Source organism: Terriglobia bacterium (genome assembly GCA_020073185.1).
Classification (GTDB): Bacteria; Acidobacteriota; Terriglobia; order Terriglobales; family Acidobacteriaceae; genus JAIQGF01.
The window spans coordinates 76,333-94,323 of the sequence record JAIQFT010000007.1; the positions used below are offsets into that span (position 1 = coordinate 76,333).

20 protein-coding genes are annotated in these 17,991 nt (G+C 62.7%); 15 read left to right on the plus strand and 5 right to left on the minus strand.

The annotated features are described in order from the left end of the window. Positions 1 to 12: 12 nt before the first annotated feature. Both LAN64_03385 and LAN64_03390 read right to left on the minus strand, forming a co-directional pair. Entirely contained in the window at positions 13 to 351 is a 339-nt protein-coding gene (locus LAN64_03385; protein MBZ5566873.1) for a P-II family nitrogen regulator, read from the minus strand. Positions 352 to 369: 18 nt separating this feature from the next. After that, positions 370 to 1,779: an ammonium transporter gene (locus LAN64_03390; GenBank protein MBZ5566874.1), complete on the minus strand. Its 1,410-nt coding sequence runs from the start codon at positions 1,777 to 1,779 to the stop codon at positions 370 to 372. A 436-nt stretch (positions 1,780 to 2,215) separates the two neighbouring features. Between LAN64_03390 and LAN64_03395 the strand changes: the two genes are divergently transcribed. The 3 genes from LAN64_03395 to LAN64_03405 all read left to right on the plus strand — a co-directional run bounded on the left by LAN64_03395 (position 2,216) and on the right by LAN64_03405 (position 3,900). Then, a complete protein-coding gene (locus tag LAN64_03395) occupies positions 2,216 to 2,578 on the plus strand; it encodes an STAS domain-containing protein (protein ID MBZ5566875.1) in 363 nt (120 codons plus the stop codon). 176 nt (positions 2,579 to 2,754) lie between these two features. Next, positions 2,755 to 3,042: an arsenate reductase (glutaredoxin) gene (locus LAN64_03400; protein ID MBZ5566876.1), complete on the plus strand. Its 288-nt coding sequence runs from the start codon at positions 2,755 to 2,757 to the stop codon at positions 3,040 to 3,042. 60 nt (positions 3,043 to 3,102) lie between these two features. Beyond that, on the plus strand, positions 3,103 to 3,900 hold the full coding sequence (locus LAN64_03405) for an SDR family oxidoreductase (protein ID MBZ5566877.1): 798 nt from the start codon (positions 3,103 to 3,105) through the stop codon (positions 3,898 to 3,900). A gap of 66 nt (positions 3,901 to 3,966) precedes the next feature. Here the strand turns inward: LAN64_03405 and LAN64_03410 are convergent, their stop codons facing one another. Continuing rightward, positions 3,967 to 4,278 (minus strand): tetratricopeptide repeat protein, encoded by a 312-nt coding sequence (locus tag LAN64_03410; protein MBZ5566878.1) that lies wholly within the window; start codon positions 4,276 to 4,278, stop codon positions 3,967 to 3,969. A gap of 227 nt (positions 4,279 to 4,505) precedes the next feature. Between LAN64_03410 and LAN64_03415 the strand changes: the two genes are divergently transcribed. The 5 genes from LAN64_03415 (at position 4,506) to LAN64_03435 (ending at position 9,119) form a co-directional block, all read left to right on the plus strand. Further along, the gene (locus LAN64_03415; protein ID MBZ5566879.1) at positions 4,506 to 4,928 is read left to right on the plus strand and encodes a hypothetical protein; all 423 of its coding nucleotides are present in this window, start codon (positions 4,506 to 4,508) and stop codon (positions 4,926 to 4,928) included. Then, complete coding sequence (locus LAN64_03420; protein MBZ5566880.1) at positions 4,928 to 5,422, plus strand: acyl-CoA thioesterase; 495 nt, start codon at positions 4,928 to 4,930, stop codon at positions 5,420 to 5,422. Before LAN64_03415 ends, LAN64_03420 begins: the two co-directional genes overlap by 1 nt. Positions 5,423 to 5,648: 226 nt before the next feature. Continuing rightward, positions 5,649 to 6,989, plus strand: coding sequence for a cytochrome ubiquinol oxidase subunit I (locus LAN64_03425; GenBank protein ID MBZ5566881.1), 1,341 nt, complete (start codon positions 5,649 to 5,651; stop codon positions 6,987 to 6,989). A 17-nt stretch (positions 6,990 to 7,006) separates the two neighbouring features. Then, positions 7,007 to 8,050 carry a cytochrome d ubiquinol oxidase subunit II gene (gene cydB / locus LAN64_03430; GenBank protein MBZ5566882.1) on the plus strand — a complete coding sequence of 348 codons (1,044 nt, stop codon included), beginning with the start codon at positions 7,007 to 7,009 and terminating at the stop codon, positions 8,048 to 8,050. A gap of 310 nt (positions 8,051 to 8,360) precedes the next feature. Next, on the plus strand, positions 8,361 to 9,119 hold the full coding sequence (locus LAN64_03435; GenBank protein ID MBZ5566883.1) for a glucose 1-dehydrogenase: 759 nt from the start codon (positions 8,361 to 8,363) through the stop codon (positions 9,117 to 9,119). On the opposite strand, the gene LAN64_03440 is transcribed toward LAN64_03435, so the two are convergent. Beyond that, entirely contained in the window at positions 9,120 to 9,332 is a 213-nt protein-coding gene (locus LAN64_03440; protein MBZ5566884.1) for a type II toxin-antitoxin system HicA family toxin, read from the minus strand. Then, the gene (locus LAN64_03445; protein MBZ5566885.1) at positions 9,329 to 9,529 is read right to left on the minus strand and encodes a type II toxin-antitoxin system HicB family antitoxin; all 201 of its coding nucleotides are present in this window, start codon (positions 9,527 to 9,529) and stop codon (positions 9,329 to 9,331) included. The genes LAN64_03440 and LAN64_03445 overlap by 4 nt, the downstream gene beginning before the upstream one ends. Positions 9,530 to 9,682: 153 nt before the next feature. Between LAN64_03445 and LAN64_03450 the strand changes: the two genes are divergently transcribed. From LAN64_03450 to LAN64_03480, 7 genes are all read left to right on the plus strand, one after another. Continuing rightward, the gene (locus LAN64_03450; protein MBZ5566886.1) at positions 9,683 to 10,513 is read left to right on the plus strand and encodes an Mrp/NBP35 family ATP-binding protein; all 831 of its coding nucleotides are present in this window, start codon (positions 9,683 to 9,685) and stop codon (positions 10,511 to 10,513) included. A 205-nt stretch (positions 10,514 to 10,718) separates the two neighbouring features. Further along, positions 10,719 to 11,765 (plus strand): heat-inducible transcriptional repressor HrcA, encoded by a 1,047-nt coding sequence (hrcA, locus tag LAN64_03455; GenBank protein MBZ5566887.1) that lies wholly within the window; start codon positions 10,719 to 10,721, stop codon positions 11,763 to 11,765. 6 nt (positions 11,766 to 11,771) lie between these two features. Continuing rightward, positions 11,772 to 12,344 carry a nucleotide exchange factor GrpE gene (gene grpE / locus LAN64_03460; protein ID MBZ5566888.1) on the plus strand — a complete coding sequence of 191 codons (573 nt, stop codon included), beginning with the start codon at positions 11,772 to 11,774 and terminating at the stop codon, positions 12,342 to 12,344. A 24-nt stretch (positions 12,345 to 12,368) separates the two neighbouring features. Then, positions 12,369 to 13,505, plus strand: a complete 1,137-nt coding sequence (gene dnaJ / locus LAN64_03465; GenBank protein MBZ5566889.1) for a molecular chaperone DnaJ — start codon at positions 12,369 to 12,371, stop codon at positions 13,503 to 13,505. After that, a complete protein-coding gene (locus tag LAN64_03470; protein MBZ5566890.1) occupies positions 13,498 to 13,875 on the plus strand; it encodes a hypothetical protein in 378 nt (125 codons plus the stop codon). Before dnaJ ends, LAN64_03470 begins: the two co-directional genes overlap by 8 nt. Next, on the plus strand, positions 13,872 to 14,594 hold the full coding sequence (locus tag LAN64_03475; GenBank protein MBZ5566891.1) for a 16S rRNA (uracil(1498)-N(3))-methyltransferase: 723 nt from the start codon (positions 13,872 to 13,874) through the stop codon (positions 14,592 to 14,594). Before LAN64_03470 ends, LAN64_03475 begins: the two co-directional genes overlap by 4 nt. 169 nt (positions 14,595 to 14,763) lie before the next feature. Next, positions 14,764 to 17,724 (plus strand): ATP-dependent helicase, encoded by a 2,961-nt coding sequence (locus LAN64_03480; protein ID MBZ5566892.1) that lies wholly within the window; start codon positions 14,764 to 14,766, stop codon positions 17,722 to 17,724. The last annotated feature ends 267 nt before the right edge of the window (positions 17,725 to 17,991 follow it).

Sequence of the window (17,991 nt, forward strand, 5' to 3'; positions counted from 1 at the left end):
GACGTTCAATCGCTACAGCGCCGCCACTCCCCGTTCGTCGTTGCGGATGCGGATGGCCTCATCGACGCGAGAGAGGAAGATCTTACCGTCGCCGATTTTGCCGGTGCGCGCGTGGTCGAGGACGGCGTGGACGGCCTTGTCCACCAGTTCATCGGCGAGGACGATTTCGATCTTCACCTTGGGAAGAAGATCGACGCTGTACTCGCGGCCGCGGTAGAACTCGGTGTGGCCCTTCTGGCGTCCGTGGCCGCGGACTTCGAGGACGGTCATGCCCTCGACTCCGATTTCCAGCAGCGCGTCCTTGACGGCGTCGAGCTTGGAGGGTTGGATGACGGCTTCGAGTTTGGTCATAGTGAGTTCCGAGTTCGGTTACAGTGCGGAGGCTTCCAGATAGTAGCCCTCTTCGCCGTGCTGCGTGAAATCCAGGCCCTGGACCTCGTGTTCGGCGGGGACGCGCAGGCCGAGCACGGTGTCCACAAATTTCAAAATGATGAGCGTGCCAACGATGGCGAGCACCCAGGCGATCACCACGCCGACGAGTTGGTTGAGCAGTTGGTGGAAGTTGCCGTCCATGAAGCCCAATGCGAGCGCGTTGCCCTGCGCATCGTGAAAGATCGGGTTGATGATCTTGGTGGCAAAAACGCCGGTGAGTAGCGCGCCGATGGTGCCACCGGCGCCGTGCACGCCGAAGGCGTCGAGGGAATCGTCATAGCCGAAGAGCGCTTTGACGCTGGCGACCATGAAATAGCAGAAGCCGCCGGCGACGAGCCCGATCAGCAGCGCCGGCATGGGGCCGACAAAACCCGACGCCGGTGTGATGGCCACCAGTCCCGCCACCGCGCCGGAGATTGCCCCCAGCACGCTGGGCTTGCCGTTGCGTATCCATTCGGAGGCGGCCCAGCCAATCGCCGCAGCTGCGGCCGCAAAGTGGGTCGCAACAAAGGCGCTGGTGGCGAGGCTCCCCGAGGAAAGCGCGCTGCCGGCGTTAAATCCGAACCATCCCACCCACAGCAGACAGGCGCCGATGAAGCTCAGCACCACGCTGTGCGGCGGCATCATGTCCTTGGGATATCCGATGCGGCGGCCGAGATATTGTGCACAGACCAGGGCCGAGACGCCGGAAGTGATGTGAACCACGGTGCCGCCGGCGAAATCGAGGGTGGGGAAGCGTCCGCCGAGCGAGGCGTTGAGAATTCCGCCCTTGCCCCAGACCATGTGCGCCATCGGTGCGTATACCAACAGCGACCACAGCGCCATGAACAAAGCCATGGCGCTGAACTTCATGCGCTCGGCGAAGGCGCCGGAGATGAGCGCCGGGGTGATGATGGCGAACATGAGTTGGTAGATCATGAACGTCTGCTGCGGAATGGTGGCGGCATAGTCGGGGTCGGGTTGCGCGCCCACGCCGCGCAGCAACGCGTGCTGCAGTCCTCCGATGAAGCCGTTGCCGGGAGCGAAGGCCAGGCTGTAACCGACCATCGCCCAGAGCGCCGTGACGATGGCCATCATGGCGAAGCTCTGCATCATGGTGGAGAGCACGTTCTTCTTGCGTACCAGGCCGCCGTAGAAAAGCGCGAGGCCAGGGCCGGTCATCAGCAGGACAAGGGCCGCGCACATCAGCATCCAGGCGTTGTCGGCGGAGCCTTTAGCGTCGGCAACCTGCTGCTCGAGCTTGAGGAGGCGATCCGCCTGAGAGGCGGTGGCAGTTTGGGCGAGCGAGTGCCCGGTGGCAAGAAGTAACAGGAGCCCGAGACCCAGTTTCCGCATAACAGCGCGCATCATACTCCATCAAGGGGTGAGGCGACGGCAGAGTGCCGTGCCTCATTTTTACGTGGGAAGAAGCGCGGGGAGAAATTCAAAGTTTTTATCGCGTCGATTCATGCGAGTTATCCGGGCGCGGGGCGCGAGTCGTGAGTTTCGCACGCTATTGCACCGTCACGGGCACACTAGTTTGTGGGGGAGAAAATATTAGTCCCCAGGGGAGGGACTTCTATCGAAAAATTCTGGCCTGAGCACTAAGGCCCTGTCAACAAAGTTCTGACCCACACGGATGCCCGCGGCTCGGGGAGGGATGGAAACTAAAGCGGGGGCCTCAGATGTGTCCGTATCTGGGAACGCAGAGATTCAGCCCCAGGGAAAATGACGATCGGCGAAAGTTTTTGTGTATCCTGGCGCCGCAAAATAGTAAGGTACGCCGGAGGTGGTTGGGGGAACCATGTTGCTCAAAACCAGCAGCCGGATGTACGGACTAGCCCTGATCCTGGATTGTCACGGCAGAATCGTTTTTGGGGATGAAACGGCGCATCTCCGACAGCAGGTCATGGAACTGCTTGGGCAAGCGCCCAATGTTGTGCTGAATCTCTCGAATGTCAGCTTCATTGACAGCTCGGGGGTGGGGGAGTTGATCCGCTTGCTCACCACTGCGGCCCGGGCACAAAAGACGATCGTGCTGGCGGGCCTGACCGGACGGGTGCGCGATGTGCTGCAAATCACCAAGCTGGCAACTGTGTTCGAGACCTATGCGACGGCAGTCGAGGCGGCGGAAGCGCTGAGCGGGGAAGAAGGCGCGGGAAATTAGCGAGCTTGCAGCCGGCCATGAGCCGTTCACGAATTCGCCTTCCATGTTGGAAGAACGCTTGAGGCGGCTTTTACCACGTTAACGTAGGAGGAGAGTACCCTGTCGCCATGGCACGCGAGAAGATCACCGTCTACGAAAAGCCCACCTGAAGCACCTGCCGCGAGGTCAAGAGGATCTTGACCGGAAAGGGCCTTGACTTCGAGGCGGTGGACTATGCCAAGCAGCCGCTCACCGCCGAGGCCCTGAAAGAATTGCTGCGCCGCGCGGGCCTGAAACCGATGGACGCAATGCGCACCCGGGAAGCGGCATTCCAGCAATTCGTCGCTGGAAAGAATAGGAGTGACGACGAACTGGTTGCCCTGATGGTCAAGCATCCGGAGCTGATCCAGCGTCCTCTGGTGGTGCGTGGGAACAAAGTCGTGCTAGCCCGCCCATTGCAGCGGCTGAAGGATCTCGGTATCTAGTTCGGCAACGGCGGGATTCTCAAGCTTGACTTCGTTTTCGGCACCCGTTAGAAGCGAAGCATGCCTGCACAACTCGACGGAAAAATTGCGGTCATCACCGGCGCTTCCATGGGGATCGGAGAGGCGCTGGCCCGGCTGTTTGTGGACGAAGGCGCTACCGTCGTTCTGACTTCGCGCGACTCGGCGCGGGTGGAGGCGGCGCGCGCGCGTATCGGCCGTCCGGAAAGCACGCTGGCGCTGGCCTGCGACGTCCGCAACCGCGAGGAGATTGACCGCGTACTTTCGTTGACCGTGCACAACTTCGGCCGCCTGGACATCTGGGTCAACAACGCCGGGCACGGCTTGAGCGATTCGGTTGAAATGATGGACCGAGACGCGTACCGACGCATGTTCGACACCAACCTGTTCGGCGCCATCGAAGGCATGCAGGCGGCGATCCCGGTGATGAAGCGGCAGGGCGGCGGCGCCATCATCAATATTTCCAGCGTCGCCGGGCATATTCCCCTGCCATATTCCGCGGCGTACAGCGCGACCAAGTTCGCCATCAACGCTATCGGCAAGGCGGCGCGCGTGGAACTGCTGGGCACAGGCGTGCATGTGCTGACCGTCTGCCCCGGCTACATTGGCACCGACTTCAACGCCAACAAGACTCAGGGCCGCGAGCCGCGGCGGCTGAATTCCGCCGACCAGCGCGGCGCCAGCGCCGAAACCGTGGCCCGCGATACCCTCAATGGATACTTGAAGGGCAAGCGCGAAGTATTTACTCCGCAGTACTATTGGTTCGTCACTAAGCTGTACCAGATGTTTCCGGGTTTGGTGGAATGGGGAATGGCGCGGAAGCTGAAACGCAGCAATTAGCCGTTGGCCGTCAGCCATTGGGCGTCGCATTCCAAGAGCTATTGGCCAAGGGCTAATGGCCGATGGCTATAACGGAAGCACGTCCAGCATCCCTTGCATCTCCGACGCCGCGTGCTGGTTGCCGCTGCGGCGCGCGCTGGCAATTCCGCTCTCGAACAGCTTGCGTGCTTCCTCGATGCGGCCCGCATTCACGAGCATCTGGCCGGCCATCTGGTAGGCGGGCACGTAGTCCGGGTTGTGCCGCAGGATGGTGTTGAATTCGTCGAGCGCGCCAGCGACGTCCCCTGCCTTGGAATACTCCATGGCAAGGCCGTAGCGTGCGAAGGCGTCGGTGGGGTTCTCGGCGAGCAATTCCTTGAGCGCGGCGATGCGATCCATAAGATAACGGCCAGTGGCTAGTGGCCGGCGGTCAGTGTAACAAGTTTCGGTTTCCAGTTTCAGGTTCAGCGGCGGAAGACTCTCGCGGAGAGAAGCGACTGCAGATTTCTCGGTCCTAAAGCCCCTCGGAATGACAGAGAAGAAAGCTACGTTTACGGCACGCTGAAGCCGTGCCCTTCGTGCCTGCAGCCACTGGCCACTGACCACTGGTTTACAATGTCCGCTTCATGGCCTGTCCCTACTTCCTGCCGCTGCAGCGAATTGAGAATCCGCCGTGGCCGCATCCGGCGCGGCTGCCGCTCGGCGATGGATGGACGGGCCACTGCACCGCACCCGGCCACGAAGGGGCGCAACCCACGGAAGAAGAATTGGTGCACGGCTGCAACCTTGGATATGCGCGGACGTGTCCGCGGCTGCCGCGCGAACGCCACTGCGATGCCGTGAGATTCTCGCTGGCTCGCGATCGCGATGGTAAGCTCACGGTGCAATTCGTCTGCGAGATCGGGCATGCCCCGGCTGCGCATGGCATGCTGGAGTTCGACGTCGCCGCCAGCCGCTGGTCGTCCACGCATGACGACACGCGCATCCAGAAAATGGCTGAGTGCTTCCTCCATTCTTACCGGCGCCGCCGGGCAAGTGAGGCTGATTGATGGGCCCAGAGAATGTGAAGCTTGAGCCGCGCCCGGTGCGCGAATCGCAATCGGAAATGACCGAGATCGTCTTGCCCAACGACGCCAACCCGCTCGGCTCGCTGCTGGGCGGCCGGTTGATGCACTGGATCGACCTGGCGGGAGCGCTGGCGGCGCACCGCCACTCGCGCAACTACGTAGTCACCGCCTCCATTGATCACTTGGATTTTCTTACGCCCGTCCGGGTCGGCGACCTGGTGATTCTGCAATCGTCGGTGAACCGCACCTTCCACACCTCGATGGAAGTCGGTGTCAAGGTCTTCGTGGAGAGCTACATCAAAGACGAGCGCTCGCACGTCAGCTCGGCGCTGCTCACCTTCGTCGCCGTGGATCGCGACGGACGCCGTCTGACGGTGGCGCCGGTGATTCCTGAGACCGAAGAAGAGAAACGCCGCTACGAAGAAGCCGGTCGGCGCCGCGAAGCACGCCAGCCACAACGCAAAGAACTGCTTTAGGCTAGCCGCTGGCCTTTAGCCGTCGGCCCTTGGCGATTCGCGATTGGTCCGGACTTTAAGGCGAAGGTCCTCGTAATTCGTGACTCCGGTCACCGCCGGCGTTCCATCGTCTTCTGGACACTGGTGCAGGGAAGCTATTAGTGTGTTCGCGGCCTGAGCTTGGGGCTTGGTCGCTGACTTCCGCCAGCCCGGCGGGCAGGCAGTTCCCTATACGGCGAGATCATTTATGGACAGCGCGCTTGTCATTCACCGGCTGCACTTCGCCTTCACGGTGACGTATCACTACCTGTACCCGCAGTTGACCATGGGACTGGCGCCGCTGATCTTGGCGCTGAAGTCGCTGGCGCTGTGGAAGCACGACGACCGCTACAACCGCGCGGCGCGATTCTGGGCGAAGATTTTCGGAATTAATTTCGTGCTCGGCGTGGTGACCGGCATCCCGATGGAATTTCAGTTCGGCACCAACTGGTCGCACTTCTCGCGCTGGGCCGGCGGCGTCATCGGCCAGACGCTTGCCATGGAAGGCATGTTTGCCTTCTTCCTGGAATCCACCTTCCTGGGGCTGTTCCTTTATGGCGAGAAGCGGCTGGGTCCGAAGCTGCACTGGTTCAGCGGATTCATGGTCTTCGCCGGATCATGGCTGTCGGGATACTTCATCGTCGCCACCGATGCCTGGATGCAGCACCCCACCGGCTACGTCCTCATGCCCGACGGCAGCGTACAACTGCGCAGCTTCTGGGAGCTGCTGCTGAACCCCTGGGCCGGTTGGCAGTACGCGCACAACATGAGCGGCGCGGTGATTACCGGGGCGTTCGTGATGGCGGCCGTCGGCGCGTTCTATCTGCTCAGCCGCCAGCACCGCGAGCAGGCGCAGATTTACCTCCGCACCGGCGTGATTGCGGGCGTCATTTTCTCCATCCTGCAAGTGTTCCCCACTGGCGACGGGCAGGGCCGCATGCTCGCGCGTCATCAACCGGCCACACTGGCGGGCATGGAAGCGCTGTTCAAAACCCAACCCGGCGCGGCGCTGGTGATCATCGGCCAGCCCGACAGCGAAAAGCAGCAGATCGACAACCCGCTGGTTGTTCCCAAGATGCTCAGCTTCCTGACCTACAAGCGCTGGAACGCCGAAGTGCGGGGACTGGATGCATTTCCTGAGCAAGACAGGCCGGAGAACATCCCACTGCTCTACTACAGCTACCACATCATGGTGGGGCTGGGGACGATCTTCATCGCCATCATGGCGCTCTCGGCGGCGCTGCTGTGGCGCAACAAGCTGTTCGACGCGCGCTGGGCGCTGTGGATCCTGATGCTCAGCTTCCCGTTTCCTTACATCGCCAACACGGCCGGCTGGATGACGGCCGAGATCGGCCGCCAGCCTTGGCTGGTGTACGGTCTGATGCGCACCGCCGACGGCTATTCGAAGATGGTCTCGGCGGGCAATGGGATGTTTACGCTGCTGGGCTTCATGGGCATGTACACCGTGCTTTCGTTCTTGTTCCTCTTCCTGGTTTCTCGCGAAATTGATCGCGGGCCGGAGGACGCCGCCCCGGCCAGGCTGCCTTAACGGGTGGAGGTGGGATGATGGAAACGCTTTGGTTTGTGCTTGTCGCGCTCATGCTGGTCGCCTACGTCGTGCTCGACGGCTTCGACATCGGCGCGGGCATCATTCATCTCGTCGCCGGGCGGACCGACGAAGAGCGGCGCACCATCATTCGCGCCATCGGCCCGGTGTGGGACTGCAATGAAGTCTGGCTGGTCGCCGCCGGTGGCACGCTTTACTTCGCCTTCCCCCTGCTCTACGCCTCCAGCTTCAGCGGCTTCTATCTGCCGCTGATGATGGTGCTCTGGCTGTTGATGTTGCGCGCCATCGGCATCGAGTTCCGCACTCACCTGCAAAGCCCGGTGTGGCGCGGCTTCTTCGATGTGATCTTTTCGCTTTCCAGCATTCTGCTGGCGATTTTCTTCGGCGCGGCCCTGGGCAACGTGGTGCGCGGAGTGCCGCTGAACAACGACGGCTACTTCTTCGAGCCGCTGTGGACCAACTGGCGCGTCGGACCGCAGCCGGGCATCCTCGATTGGTTCACCGTCATGACCGGGGTAATGGCGCTGGCCACCCTCACCATGCATGGCGCGCTCTACATCGCGCACAAGACCTCCGGGGCGATCAACGAACGCGCGCGCCGGATTGCGCTGGCGGCCTGGCCGGGGGTGCTGGCGCTCACCTGCATCAGCCTGCTGCTGACCTTGGGCGTGCATCTGGACGTGGTGAACAACTACCAGCGCTGGCCAATCGGCCTGGCGATTCCGGTCGTCGTCTTTGCCAGCCTGCTGGGCGTGCGCTACTTCGCGACCCGGTACCGCGAAAAAGCGGCATTGCTGTGCTCGTCCGTCTACATCGGCGCCACGCTCGCCGGCGCTGCCTTCGGGATTTATCCATCCGTCCTTCCCGCCGCCAATGACCAGAAGAACTCGCTGACCATTTACAACACCGCGGCGGGACATCACGGGCTGTCGGTCGGGCTGGTGTGGTGGTGCATCGGGATGGTGTTCGCGATCGGGTATTTCGTCTTCATCTACCGCATGTTCAGAGGCAAGGTCGCTCTGGAGGCGGGGGATGGGCATTGAGCAGCGACGAGAATCACGTGAAGCGCTTCACACCCAACGCACGCATTGGCGGGCTCGGAGTTGCGATGCTCGTGTTAGCTGTACTGTGGACAAGCATACTTCGGCGCCGACTGGCAGGACTACCCGATGAGTGGGTGTTGGAATGGAAACCTCCCGGCATCGTACAGGCGTTTGGCACACTAGGTTTGATTCTGATCTTTGTGTCGGTGATTTGGGGATGTGCAAGAGCGGTGGGCCGATGGTTTCCAAAGTGACCTTTAGAGGATTGGGCGCCTTCCCGATCCCCCTTCGTCTGCGTTAATCTGCTGCCTTGCGTTTGCGAGACAAAGTCGCCATTGTGACCGGCGCCGGCACCGGCATCGGTCGCGCCATCGCCATCGCCTTCGCTCGCGAGGGGGCCCAGGTCGCGCTCGTCGGACGCCGCAACCGGCCGATCGAAGCTGTCGCCCGGGACATCGGCAACGCCGCCATCGCCATTCCCGTCGATGTCAGCCGGCACAAAGACGTGCAGCGAATCTTGGACGTGACTCTGAAGCGGTTCGGCCGACTCGACGTGCTGGTCAACAACGCCGGCGTGCTCATTGCCGGCACCGCCGAAAGCCTCACCGAGCGCGACTGGAACCAGACCTTCGACACCAACGTGAAGGCGGTGTGGATGCTTTCGCGCGCGGCGTTGCAACCGATGCGCGAAGCCGGCGGTGGCTCCATCATCAATATGTCCTCGGTGCTCGGGTTAATAGGCTTGCGCAACCGCGTTGCCTACTCGGCGTCGAAGGGCGCCGTGACCCTGCTGACCAAATCCATGGCGCTGGACCACGGCGCGGAAGGCATTCGCGTCAACTGCATCTGTCCGGGCATCGTCGAGACCGAGTTGGTCGCTGAATTCGTCCAGAAAGCGCCCGACCCGCGCGCCGCGCGCGCCGCACGCATTGCCCTGCACGCCATCCCGCGCTTTGGCAAGCCTGAGGAAATTGCGGAATGTGCGGTCTATCTCGCCAGCGACGAATCTAAGTGGGTGACCGGCGCGGCCTTTCCGGTCGACGGCGGGTATCTGGCGGGAAAAGCTTGATTAGAGATCATCCGGTTTCAGGCCAGTGAGCTTTGCGATGCGGGCCAACATTCTTGGCCCGATCTCATCGTGCTCGTGAAAAGCCCAGATGAAATTAGCCCATCCCTCGCGCACAAGGATGCGGTGGGAACCCGCGCGGTGTTGCTCGGCCCAGCCGAGTCTCTGCAAGGCACGCAGAACCCGGATCGCCTTCGTGCTGGGCCACGTACTCAAGAGCAGGTGATGGTGATGAAGCGCTGGACGGAATTTTGGTGTTCGATCTGGTCGGCAAGTACGCGCAGTGCGAGGGCTTGGGCAGCCGCGATCGCCGCTTCTTCTGAATCGCCGTAACACATCACGCCGGGCATGTTTGCGATTTCAGCGATCCACCGGCCGTCGTCTTCGCGCTCAGTTTCGATCTTGAGTTCCACTGCAGACTCCTACTCGATGGTAGACGCATGCGAATACAAGGTCAATTGGCCGGCATCTCGGCTGGATCTGGCGCCAGACCACCTGACCACCCGATTGGCCGGAGGTCGTATAATCGACAATTACTCCATACACGAGGTTCTCCCTTGAGCCACATGCACGCACAACCGCCGATGGGACCGCAGCCGCTGCCTGGTGTGGACGCGATCGTCGCCGTGGGCTCGGGCAAAGGCGGCGTCGGCAAAACCACGCTCGCCGTCAACTTGGCGCTCGCGCTCTCCAAGCTCGGGCACAAAGTCGGCCTGCTCGACGCCGACGTCTATGGTCCCAACGTGCCGCTCATGCTGGGGTCCGGTTCCACGCCGCGCATTGTCGGCGACAACCGCATCGAACCGCTGGAGCGCTACGGCGTGAAGGTGATCTCGGTCGGCTTCCTCAACCCGGGCGACAAGCCGCTGATCTGGCGCGGCCCCATGTTGCACCAGATGATTCGCGAATTCGTGCAGCGTGTGGAGTGGGGCACGCTCGATTACCTCGTCGTGGACCTGCCTCCGGGCACGGGCGACGTCGCCATGTCGCTGATCCAGACCGTGCCGGTCACCGGCGCCATCGTGGTTTCCACGCCCAGCGATGTCTCGTTGCAGGACGCGCGCAAGGCAATCGAGATGTTCCGCCAGATGAAGGTGGACTTGGTCGGATTGGTCGAGAACATGAGCCACTTCGCCTGCCCGCATTGCCACCATGAGATCGATATCTTCTCCAAGGGCGGCGGCGCACGCACGGCGGAACAGTTCGGGCTGGCGTTCCTGGGGCAGATCGAAATCGATCCCGACATCCGCAAGGGCGGCGACAGCGGCCATCCCGTCGTGCTGGAGGGTCCGAATTCGCTGCACGCTAAGTCCTTGTTCGCCTTTACCCAGCGCGTCATTGATCGGGTGCAGGCAATCCGCGCGGCGAGTCCGGAGAACGTGATCCAGGTTATGTAAGTTTCTATTTCAGTTTCAGTTTCAGCACCGAACCGTCGGGGGCGCGCGATCTGAAACTGAAACCCGAAACCGCCTTAGCACTCCATCGCTGTGACTGCTAACCTTGACTTCCCATCCCCTTCTTCCTACAATCGGAGGAGGCTGGAGTCGAATCCTAAGTTTTTGCATCTAAAGGTACTTAGAGCTAGAGATCTGTTGGAAGTCTATGCCGCCTGGTGGACAAATCGGCGCCCGCGAGCACGAGATCCTGACCGCGATTGTGGAAAGTTACATCGCGACCGGAGAACCCATCGGCTCGCGCACTCTGGCGCGTATCAATCGCGAAGGCCTTAGCCCGGCTACCATCCGCAACGTGATGTCGGATCTGTCGGACGCCGGTTACCTGGAGCAACCGCACACCTCCGCCGGGCGCGTACCGACCACCGACGCTTATCGCTACTACGTGGACCAGATCAGCGGCCAGGCCGAGCTGGCGCCCGAGGACAGGGGAGTGATCGAGACCACGCTGCACGGCGTCACCGACGTGCAGGATTTCCTGGAGCGCACCTCGCACGTGCTCTCGCTGATCTCACACGGAGTGGGTGTCACGGTGGCCAGCGGCGGGCCCAAGAACGCGCTCGATCACATTTACTTTTCCCGTCTCGGCGACAAGAAAGTCCTGGCAGTGGTGGTGATGAAGTCGGGGGTGGTGCGCGATCGCGTGCTGCGCATGACCGTCGACTTGCCGCAATCGGACCTGGAAATCGCGGCCCGCTACATCAACGAGAACTTCCGTGGCTGGACCTTGGCGGCCATCCAGGTCGAGTTGGAGCAGCGTATTCAGCGCGAGCGCAGCGAGTACGACCGGCTCATGCAGTCGATCGAGCAACTCTACCGCCAAGGCGCGTTGGGAAGCGAAACCGCCACCCAGGGCATCTATCTGGAGGGCGCGGCTAACCTGGTCGCCAGCGAGGAAGACAAGCAGCGGCTGCGGCAGCTTCTGCAAACGCTGGAGGAGAAACAGCGCGTCATCCAGTTGTTGAGCGCCTACCTGGACGCCAAGCAGGAAGCGGTGCGCGTGGTCATAGGTCTGGAGGAGGCGGCGCCGTACCTGCGGAATTTCGTGCTCATCGGAGCGCCGGCACGCGTGGGCGGGGAAGTGATGGGAACGCTGGCCGTGATCGGCCCGACCCGCATCGACTACCAGCACACCATTACCGCCGTGTCGTACATCGCGCGGCTGTTCGACAAGATTTTGAACGAATCGGAATAGGGAACCATGGCGCCAGGAAATGGAAAGGCCGACGGCGATGCTCCGTCGCTCGACATCGAGCACGAGCTGCCGCCGGCAGAGGACACGGAAACCGAGGCGGCCAGCATCACCGGGGCGCAGCAGGAAGAGTGCGAACGTCTGCGGCAAGAGCGCGACACGCTGCTCGACCGGTTGGCTCGCCTGCAGGCGGAATTCGACAATTTCCGCAAACGCAACGCGCGCGAGCAGCAGGAGTTCCGCGAATACGCGCTGGCGGAAGCGATCAAGTCGCTGTTGCCAGTGGTGGATAGCTTTGATCGCGCGCTGGCAACGCCGGAGCGCAACAGCGAAGAGTTTCATCAGGGCCTGGAACTGATCAACCGGCAATTACACGACGCGCTGGCCAAGCTGGGCGTGCAACCCATCGAGGCACGCGGCGAGCCCTTCGACCCCAATCTGCACCAGGCAGTGCAGATGGTGGAGACTGGCGAGGCGCCAGACCACCACGTGCTCGACGAACTGCAGCGCGGCTATAAGCTCAAGGACCGGCTGCTGCGGCCCGCCATGGTGCGCGTCGCGACCAACCCCGGCAGAAAGTAATTCCAATGTTCAGGAACGGCTAACCTGGCGAACAACGGCAAACGCGATTATTACGAAGTCCTGGGTGTAACCCGTACGGCGAGCGAGCAGGAGATCAAGAGCGCCTACCGCAAGCTCGCCCTGCAGTATCATCCGGATCGCAACCCCAACAATCCCGACGCGGAAGAGCGCTTCAAGGAGTGCACCGAGGCGTACAGCGTCCTGGCCGATACGCAAAAACGCGCCAGCTACGATCGCTTCGGTCATGCCGGGGTCAGCGGGGCGGGTGCGGGCGGCTTTGATCCTACCATCTTCCAGGACTTCGGCGATCTCGGCGACATCCTCAGCAGCCTGTTCGGCATGGGCGACATGTTCGGCGGCATGGGCGGCCGGCGCCGCAGTTGGTCGCAGCGTGGCGGCGATCTCCGCCACGACCTCACGCTCGAGTTTGAGGAAGCGGTCTTCGGAGTAGAGAAAAAAGTTGCCGTCCGCCGGCACGAGTCCTGTGAAACCTGCGACGGTTCCGGCGTCGCTCCTGGGCACGGGCCGGCCACCTGCCGTACTTGCGGCGGGCGCGGCCAGGTTCGCTACCAGCAGGGATTCTTCAGCATCGCGCGTACCTGCAGCGCCTGCCAGGGCCGCGGCACCGTCATCACCGATCCGTGCAAAGTCTGCCGCGGGGAAGGCCGCCAGGTGCGCGAGCGCACCGTCGAAGTGAAGGTTCCCGCTGGCGTGGAAGACGGCACGCGCATTCGCTACGCCGCGCAGGGCGAAGCGGGCGTGCACGGCGGGCCCGCGGGGGATCTCTACATCGTGCTGCACGTCAAGGAACATCCCATGTTCGAGCGCGAAGGCCGCGACCTGCATTGTGCCGTGCCGATCTCCTTCGCGCAGGCGGCGCTGGGCGCCGAACTGGAAATCCCGACGCTCGAAGGCGTGGAGAAGCTCAAGGTCCCCGAAGGCACGCAAAGCGGCACGGTGTTCAAGATCCGCAACCGCGGCGTGCCGGTGCTGAACGGGCGCGGCAAGGGTGATCTTTTCGTCGAAGTGCGGGTGCACACGCCGGGCAAGCTGACCAGGCGCCAGCGCGAGTTGCTCCTGGAATTCTCCGCCACCAACGCGGTGGAAAACAAACCCGAGCGCGGCACGATTATGAGCAAGGTGAAGGACATCTTTGGATAAGTTTGCCCGCTACTACTCGTGGTTCCTGCTGGTGGCGACCGCGCTGCCGGCCGCGGTCAGGCTGACGCAGGCGAAAAATTTCGCGCAACTCACCTGCGAGAAAATCTCCGACCGGAAGCGGCGCGTGCGCCACCGCATGTGGGGCTGGATCTCGCTGCTCAGCTCCTTCATCCTGGTTCCCGTGTACTTCCTCTATTCGCGGCAGCGGTGGATGATTGTCGCCTTGTTGATTGGCGTCCTCACCGGAGTGGAGATGATCCGCAACGCGCACTCGCCGGACGCGGACAGCCTCACCCGGCAAAATCGCTACTTCGGCGTGGCCTATGCCGCGGCGGCTGCGGTTACGTGGTTGTTCCTCATCCACAAATGAGCCGCCGACGCTGGATTGCCGATGAGGTCTCCGGTAACCGCGCATTCCTTTTCGACCGCAACGCCGAGCACCTCGCGCGCGCGCTCCGCGTCCGTGTGGGACAGCAGTTCGAAGTCTCCACCGGCGACGCAGTTCGGCTGGGGCGCGTCGTCCATGTTGCCGACGACCGCGTGGAGTTCGAGCTGGGTGAGCGCATGGCGCAGAAGGAACCCGCGCGCATCACGCTGCTGCTTGCCATCTTCAAGTTTGATCGCATGGAGTGGGCGATCGAGAAAGCCACCGAACTGGGCGCATCCGAAATCGTGCCGGTGATCGCGCGCCGCACCGACGTGCACTTGGCATCGGCGGCCGGTAAGCGCGTCGCGCGCTGGCGGCGCATTGCCCACGAAGCGGCGCAGCAGTCGCGCCGCGTGTCGCCGCCGGAGATTGCCACACCGCTGGCATTGCAGTCGGCGCTGGCGGTGGAATCGGAACGGCGCATCCTGCTCTCCGAAAGCGAGTGCGGCATAACGTTGAAGCAGGCGATTGACGGCAACCGGAGATTGGAATTTGGCAACTCTCTCGCTCTGGCCGTCGGCCCCGAAGGCGGCTGGACCGCCGACGAGATTGCCGCCGCCACCGTCACGGGCTGGACCGCGGCCTCACTCGGCTATACCATCCTCCGCGCCGAGACGGCCGCCATCGCCGCGCTCGCCATCGCAAGTTCCGAGCTGCAGTAGCTGCAGTAGCTGCAGTAGCTTTCGATTTGCCACCGAGCGCCGGCCGCACCGAGAATACTTCCTTGCCTCGGCGAACCTCGGCGCACTCGGTATCTCGGCCGCTCCTAAGGAATTTCCGAGTTGCTGACCTCCTTCTGCTCCCACATAATGGGCTCACTCGAATCAGAGCATGAGCGACCTTGTACACAACCCTCGACAGAGGGAAGCGATCGAGCACGTCCACGGGCCGATGGTGGTGATTGCCGGCGCGGGTACGGGCAAAACCATGGTGCTGGTCGAGCGCGTCGCGCGCCTGATCGCCCAAAGCGAGGCGCGTCCGGAGGAAATCCTCGCCGTCACCTACACCGACAAAGCCGCACAGGAGCTGCAGGAAAAACTGCAGGCGCGCGTCGGCAACCCGAGGCTGCGGGCAACCACCTTTCACGCCTTTGGTTTGGCCGTGTTAAAGCGGGAGAAGCAGGAATTCAGGCTGCTGGACGAAAAGGACCTCTGGATCCTGCTGCGGCGCCGCCTCGACCGCCTCGGACTCAAGTACTACATCAAGGCGGCTAGGCCGCACGAATTCCTCAACGCGCTACTCGATTTCTTCAGCCGCTGCCAGGACGAACTGGTGGACGCCGCGCGTTTCAGCCGCTACGTGGAAGAGCTGCGCGCCGGCAAGTACACGCCGCCGCGAGTGATGAAATCCAGGAAATCGTCCCCGGTCACTCTCGCCGAGCGCCTGGATCGCTGTGAGGAAATCGCGCGCGTGTTCGCCAAGGTCGAGGCCATGCTGCGCGAAGAGAATCTTGGCACCTTCGGCGACATGATCACGCGCGCCGTGCACCTGCTGCGCTCCGACCCCGGCCTGTTGATGCGCGAACAGCAGCGCGTCCGTTTCCTCCTGATTGACGAATTCCAGGACGCCAACGTGGCGCAAATCGAACTGGCGCGCTTGCTGGGTGGGACGGAGCGAAACATTTTCGCCGTCGGCGACCCCGATCAGGCTATTTTCCGGTTTCGCGGAGCTTCCAGCGCCGCCTTCGCGGAATTCCAGCGTTGCTTCCCCGGCGCCGGTTCGGTCGTGCTCGACGAAAACCAGCGTTCCACGTCCAACATTCTCCGCTGCGCGTATGCGATCATCCAACGCAACCCCGCGGTGGATTGTCGCCTGCCCGGCGGCGCCGAATTCAAACGTCAAGCGCTGCGTTCGGCGCGCCAGGCGCGGGCCGCGGCGGAAGGGAAGCCGCTCGCTCCGCAAAAGCTCGGCATTGTTCTGCACCAGGGCAAGGAGCAGGAGGCAGCCGACCTCGCCGCCTGCATCGAAGAACTTCGTAGCGCCGGTTACGCCGGCAGCATCGCCGTCGTTTACCGCATGCACTCGCATCGTGACGAGATCGCCCGGGCGCTTGCCGACCGCGAAATTCCATTCGTCGTCAAAGGTCTCGATATTCTCGAGACGGCTGTCATCCGCGACCTGCTTGCTTGCCTGGGCGCGGTCGCCTCGCTCTCGGATTCGGAAGCGCTCTTCCGCGTCGCCGCGCTTCCCATGTTCGGCATGGAAGGCGACGCCGTGCGCAGCTCGCTCGCCTCTTCTTCGCGCGAAGCATCGTTCACCTCGCTGCTGCAGAAGATTCCCGGCGGCGCCCGCGTGCTGGCTGCGGTGGAGAGGGCGCGCGCCTTCGCCGCCTCAGTCGACTGGAACTCCGCCCAGGTGTGCGCGTTCGTGATCCGTAGCTTCGGCTTCGCGGAATCGGAGGTCGCCGTGCGTGTCTTCCGCGAATTCGTGGACAAGTGGCACGCCAAGCCGATCACCGTATCCGGCTCACTGCAGGAATTCATCGAGTACGTCGATCTGTTCCACGAAGCCGGCGGTGCGCTTGAGCTTCCGGTGCCCGAAACACCGGGCGCCGTCCAACTCATGACTGTACACACCGCCAAGGGCCTGGAGTTCAACTCGGTCTTCGTGCTGCGCGCCAACTCCGGGTCGTTCCCCTCGCACTATCGCGAGGCGGTCTTCGAGTTCCCGCCAGAGTTGCGCGCGATGCCGCTGACCGATGACAGCAAGGAGATCCACACGCAGGAGGAGCGGCGCCTGTTCTACGTGGCGCTGACCCGCGCCCGCGATTCGCTCAGCGTCTACGCGCGCCCGGGGACAGGGAAGGACGGCACGCCCGCCGGACTGCTGCGCGAGATGATGAAGAGTGCCTTCGCCAAGGGCTGCTGGTCGCAACGCGACGCGCGCTCGTTCAGCGCCCGCATCCAGGCCGGCGCAACCGCAACCGCCGGCGTCGCCTCCTGGCTGCTCATGAAGCCGCGCCCCGAGATCCTCACCGCCACGCTGAGCGCCACCTCCATCGACGCCTTCGATACCTGCCCGCTGAAGTACAAGTTGATGCGCGACTGGCGCATTCCCGGCCCGGCATCCGCCGCCATGCTCTACGGCAAGATCATGCACGACGTGCTGCGCGACCTTCATCAGGCAATTCTCGCCGGTCGCCCGCGCAGCCAAGGCGAGATACTGCAATGTTTCCGCGACCTGATAGCCGCCGCCGCGTTCGATGATGAACTGCAGCGCGCGCTGTTCGAGCAACAGGGCGCAAAACAGCTCATCCAGTACGCCGCTGCGCGCGCGCAGGGGCCGCCGCCACCCATTCTCGCCGTCGAGAAAACTTTCGAAATGCAAGTCGACGGCGTGCGGGTGCGCGGGCGCATGGATCGCGTGGACCGGCTTGACGCCGGACGTGTTCGCGTCATTGACTTCAAGACCGGCTCCCCCTTCGACCAGGAGAAAGCCGACAAGAGCCTGCAGCTTTCCATTTACGCCATCGCCGCGCGCAAGACGTTCGATGCCGAACCCTTCGAGCTTGCCATCTACAATCTCGAGGACAACTCTGAAGTGACCACCGTGCGCGACGACCAAGAGCTCGTCGAAACGCGCGCCAAGATTGCGGAAGTTGCGGAGGGAATCGCGGCGGGATTTTTCGAGCCCAAGCCTGGCTTTCACTGCCGCTCGTGCGGGTATTGCAACTTGTGCCCGGCGACGGAGCGCACGCTATACACCATCGCGGCAGCAGCGCCCGCACGCAATTCAGGAGGGTCTGATCAACTCCGGTTCTTTGAAGGGGACGGCCTTCAAGGCCGTCCGTGAATGCCGCAAAAAAGCCCGGCTTTAGCCGCTGAGGGACTGACGACGTGCTTGGTCAGAGGAGCTTCCTTATCCTTCGGCTTCCGCGGTGAGCCCAACTGGCTGACCGCTCCTTGCTGCCAAAACTTAGGGGACGCTTGATGCGTCCCCTTTTGCGCTGCATTGAACTTACGGCTTAATGCTTCTTGGTTTTCTTTGCAGCCTTCTTGCCACCCTTTTTCGTTGCCATGGATCTATTCTCCCTTCCATTCTTCATGGATTCGCAACAAT

What these genes read in the sequence shown, in the direction of transcription:
- LAN64_03480 (MBZ5566892.1), top strand. Translation starts at nt 14,764, where the DNA reads ATGAGCGACCTTGTACACAACCCTCGACAGAGGGAAGCGATCGAGCAC.
- LAN64_03420 (MBZ5566880.1), top strand. Translation starts at nt 4,928, where the DNA reads ATGGGCCCAGAGAATGTGAAGCTTGAGCCGCGCCCGGTGCGCGAATCG.
- cydB (MBZ5566882.1), top strand. Translation starts at nt 7,007, where the DNA reads ATGGAAACGCTTTGGTTTGTGCTTGTCGCGCTCATGCTGGTCGCCTAC.
- grpE (MBZ5566888.1), top strand. Translation starts at nt 11,772, where the DNA reads ATGGCGCCAGGAAATGGAAAGGCCGACGGCGATGCTCCGTCGCTCGAC.
- LAN64_03425 (MBZ5566881.1), top strand. Translation starts at nt 5,649, where the DNA reads ATGGACAGCGCGCTTGTCATTCACCGGCTGCACTTCGCCTTCACGGTG.
- hrcA (MBZ5566887.1), top strand. Translation starts at nt 10,719, where the DNA reads ATGCCGCCTGGTGGACAAATCGGCGCCCGCGAGCACGAGATCCTGACC.
- LAN64_03385 (MBZ5566873.1), bottom strand. Translation starts at nt 351, where the DNA reads ATGACCAAACTCGAAGCCGTCATCCAACCCTCCAAGCTCGACGCCGTC.
- LAN64_03390 (MBZ5566874.1), bottom strand. Translation starts at nt 1,779, where the DNA reads ATGCGCGCTGTTATGCGGAAACTGGGTCTCGGGCTCCTGTTACTTCTT.
- LAN64_03475 (MBZ5566891.1), top strand. Translation starts at nt 13,872, where the DNA reads ATGAGCCGCCGACGCTGGATTGCCGATGAGGTCTCCGGTAACCGCGCA.
- LAN64_03395 (MBZ5566875.1), top strand. Translation starts at nt 2,216, where the DNA reads ATGTTGCTCAAAACCAGCAGCCGGATGTACGGACTAGCCCTGATCCTG.
- LAN64_03415 (MBZ5566879.1), top strand. Translation starts at nt 4,506, where the DNA reads ATGGCCTGTCCCTACTTCCTGCCGCTGCAGCGAATTGAGAATCCGCCG.
- LAN64_03450 (MBZ5566886.1), top strand. Translation starts at nt 9,683, where the DNA reads ATGCACGCACAACCGCCGATGGGACCGCAGCCGCTGCCTGGTGTGGAC.
- LAN64_03405 (MBZ5566877.1), top strand. Translation starts at nt 3,103, where the DNA reads ATGCCTGCACAACTCGACGGAAAAATTGCGGTCATCACCGGCGCTTCC.
- LAN64_03410 (MBZ5566878.1), bottom strand. Translation starts at nt 4,278, where the DNA reads ATGGATCGCATCGCCGCGCTCAAGGAATTGCTCGCCGAGAACCCCACC.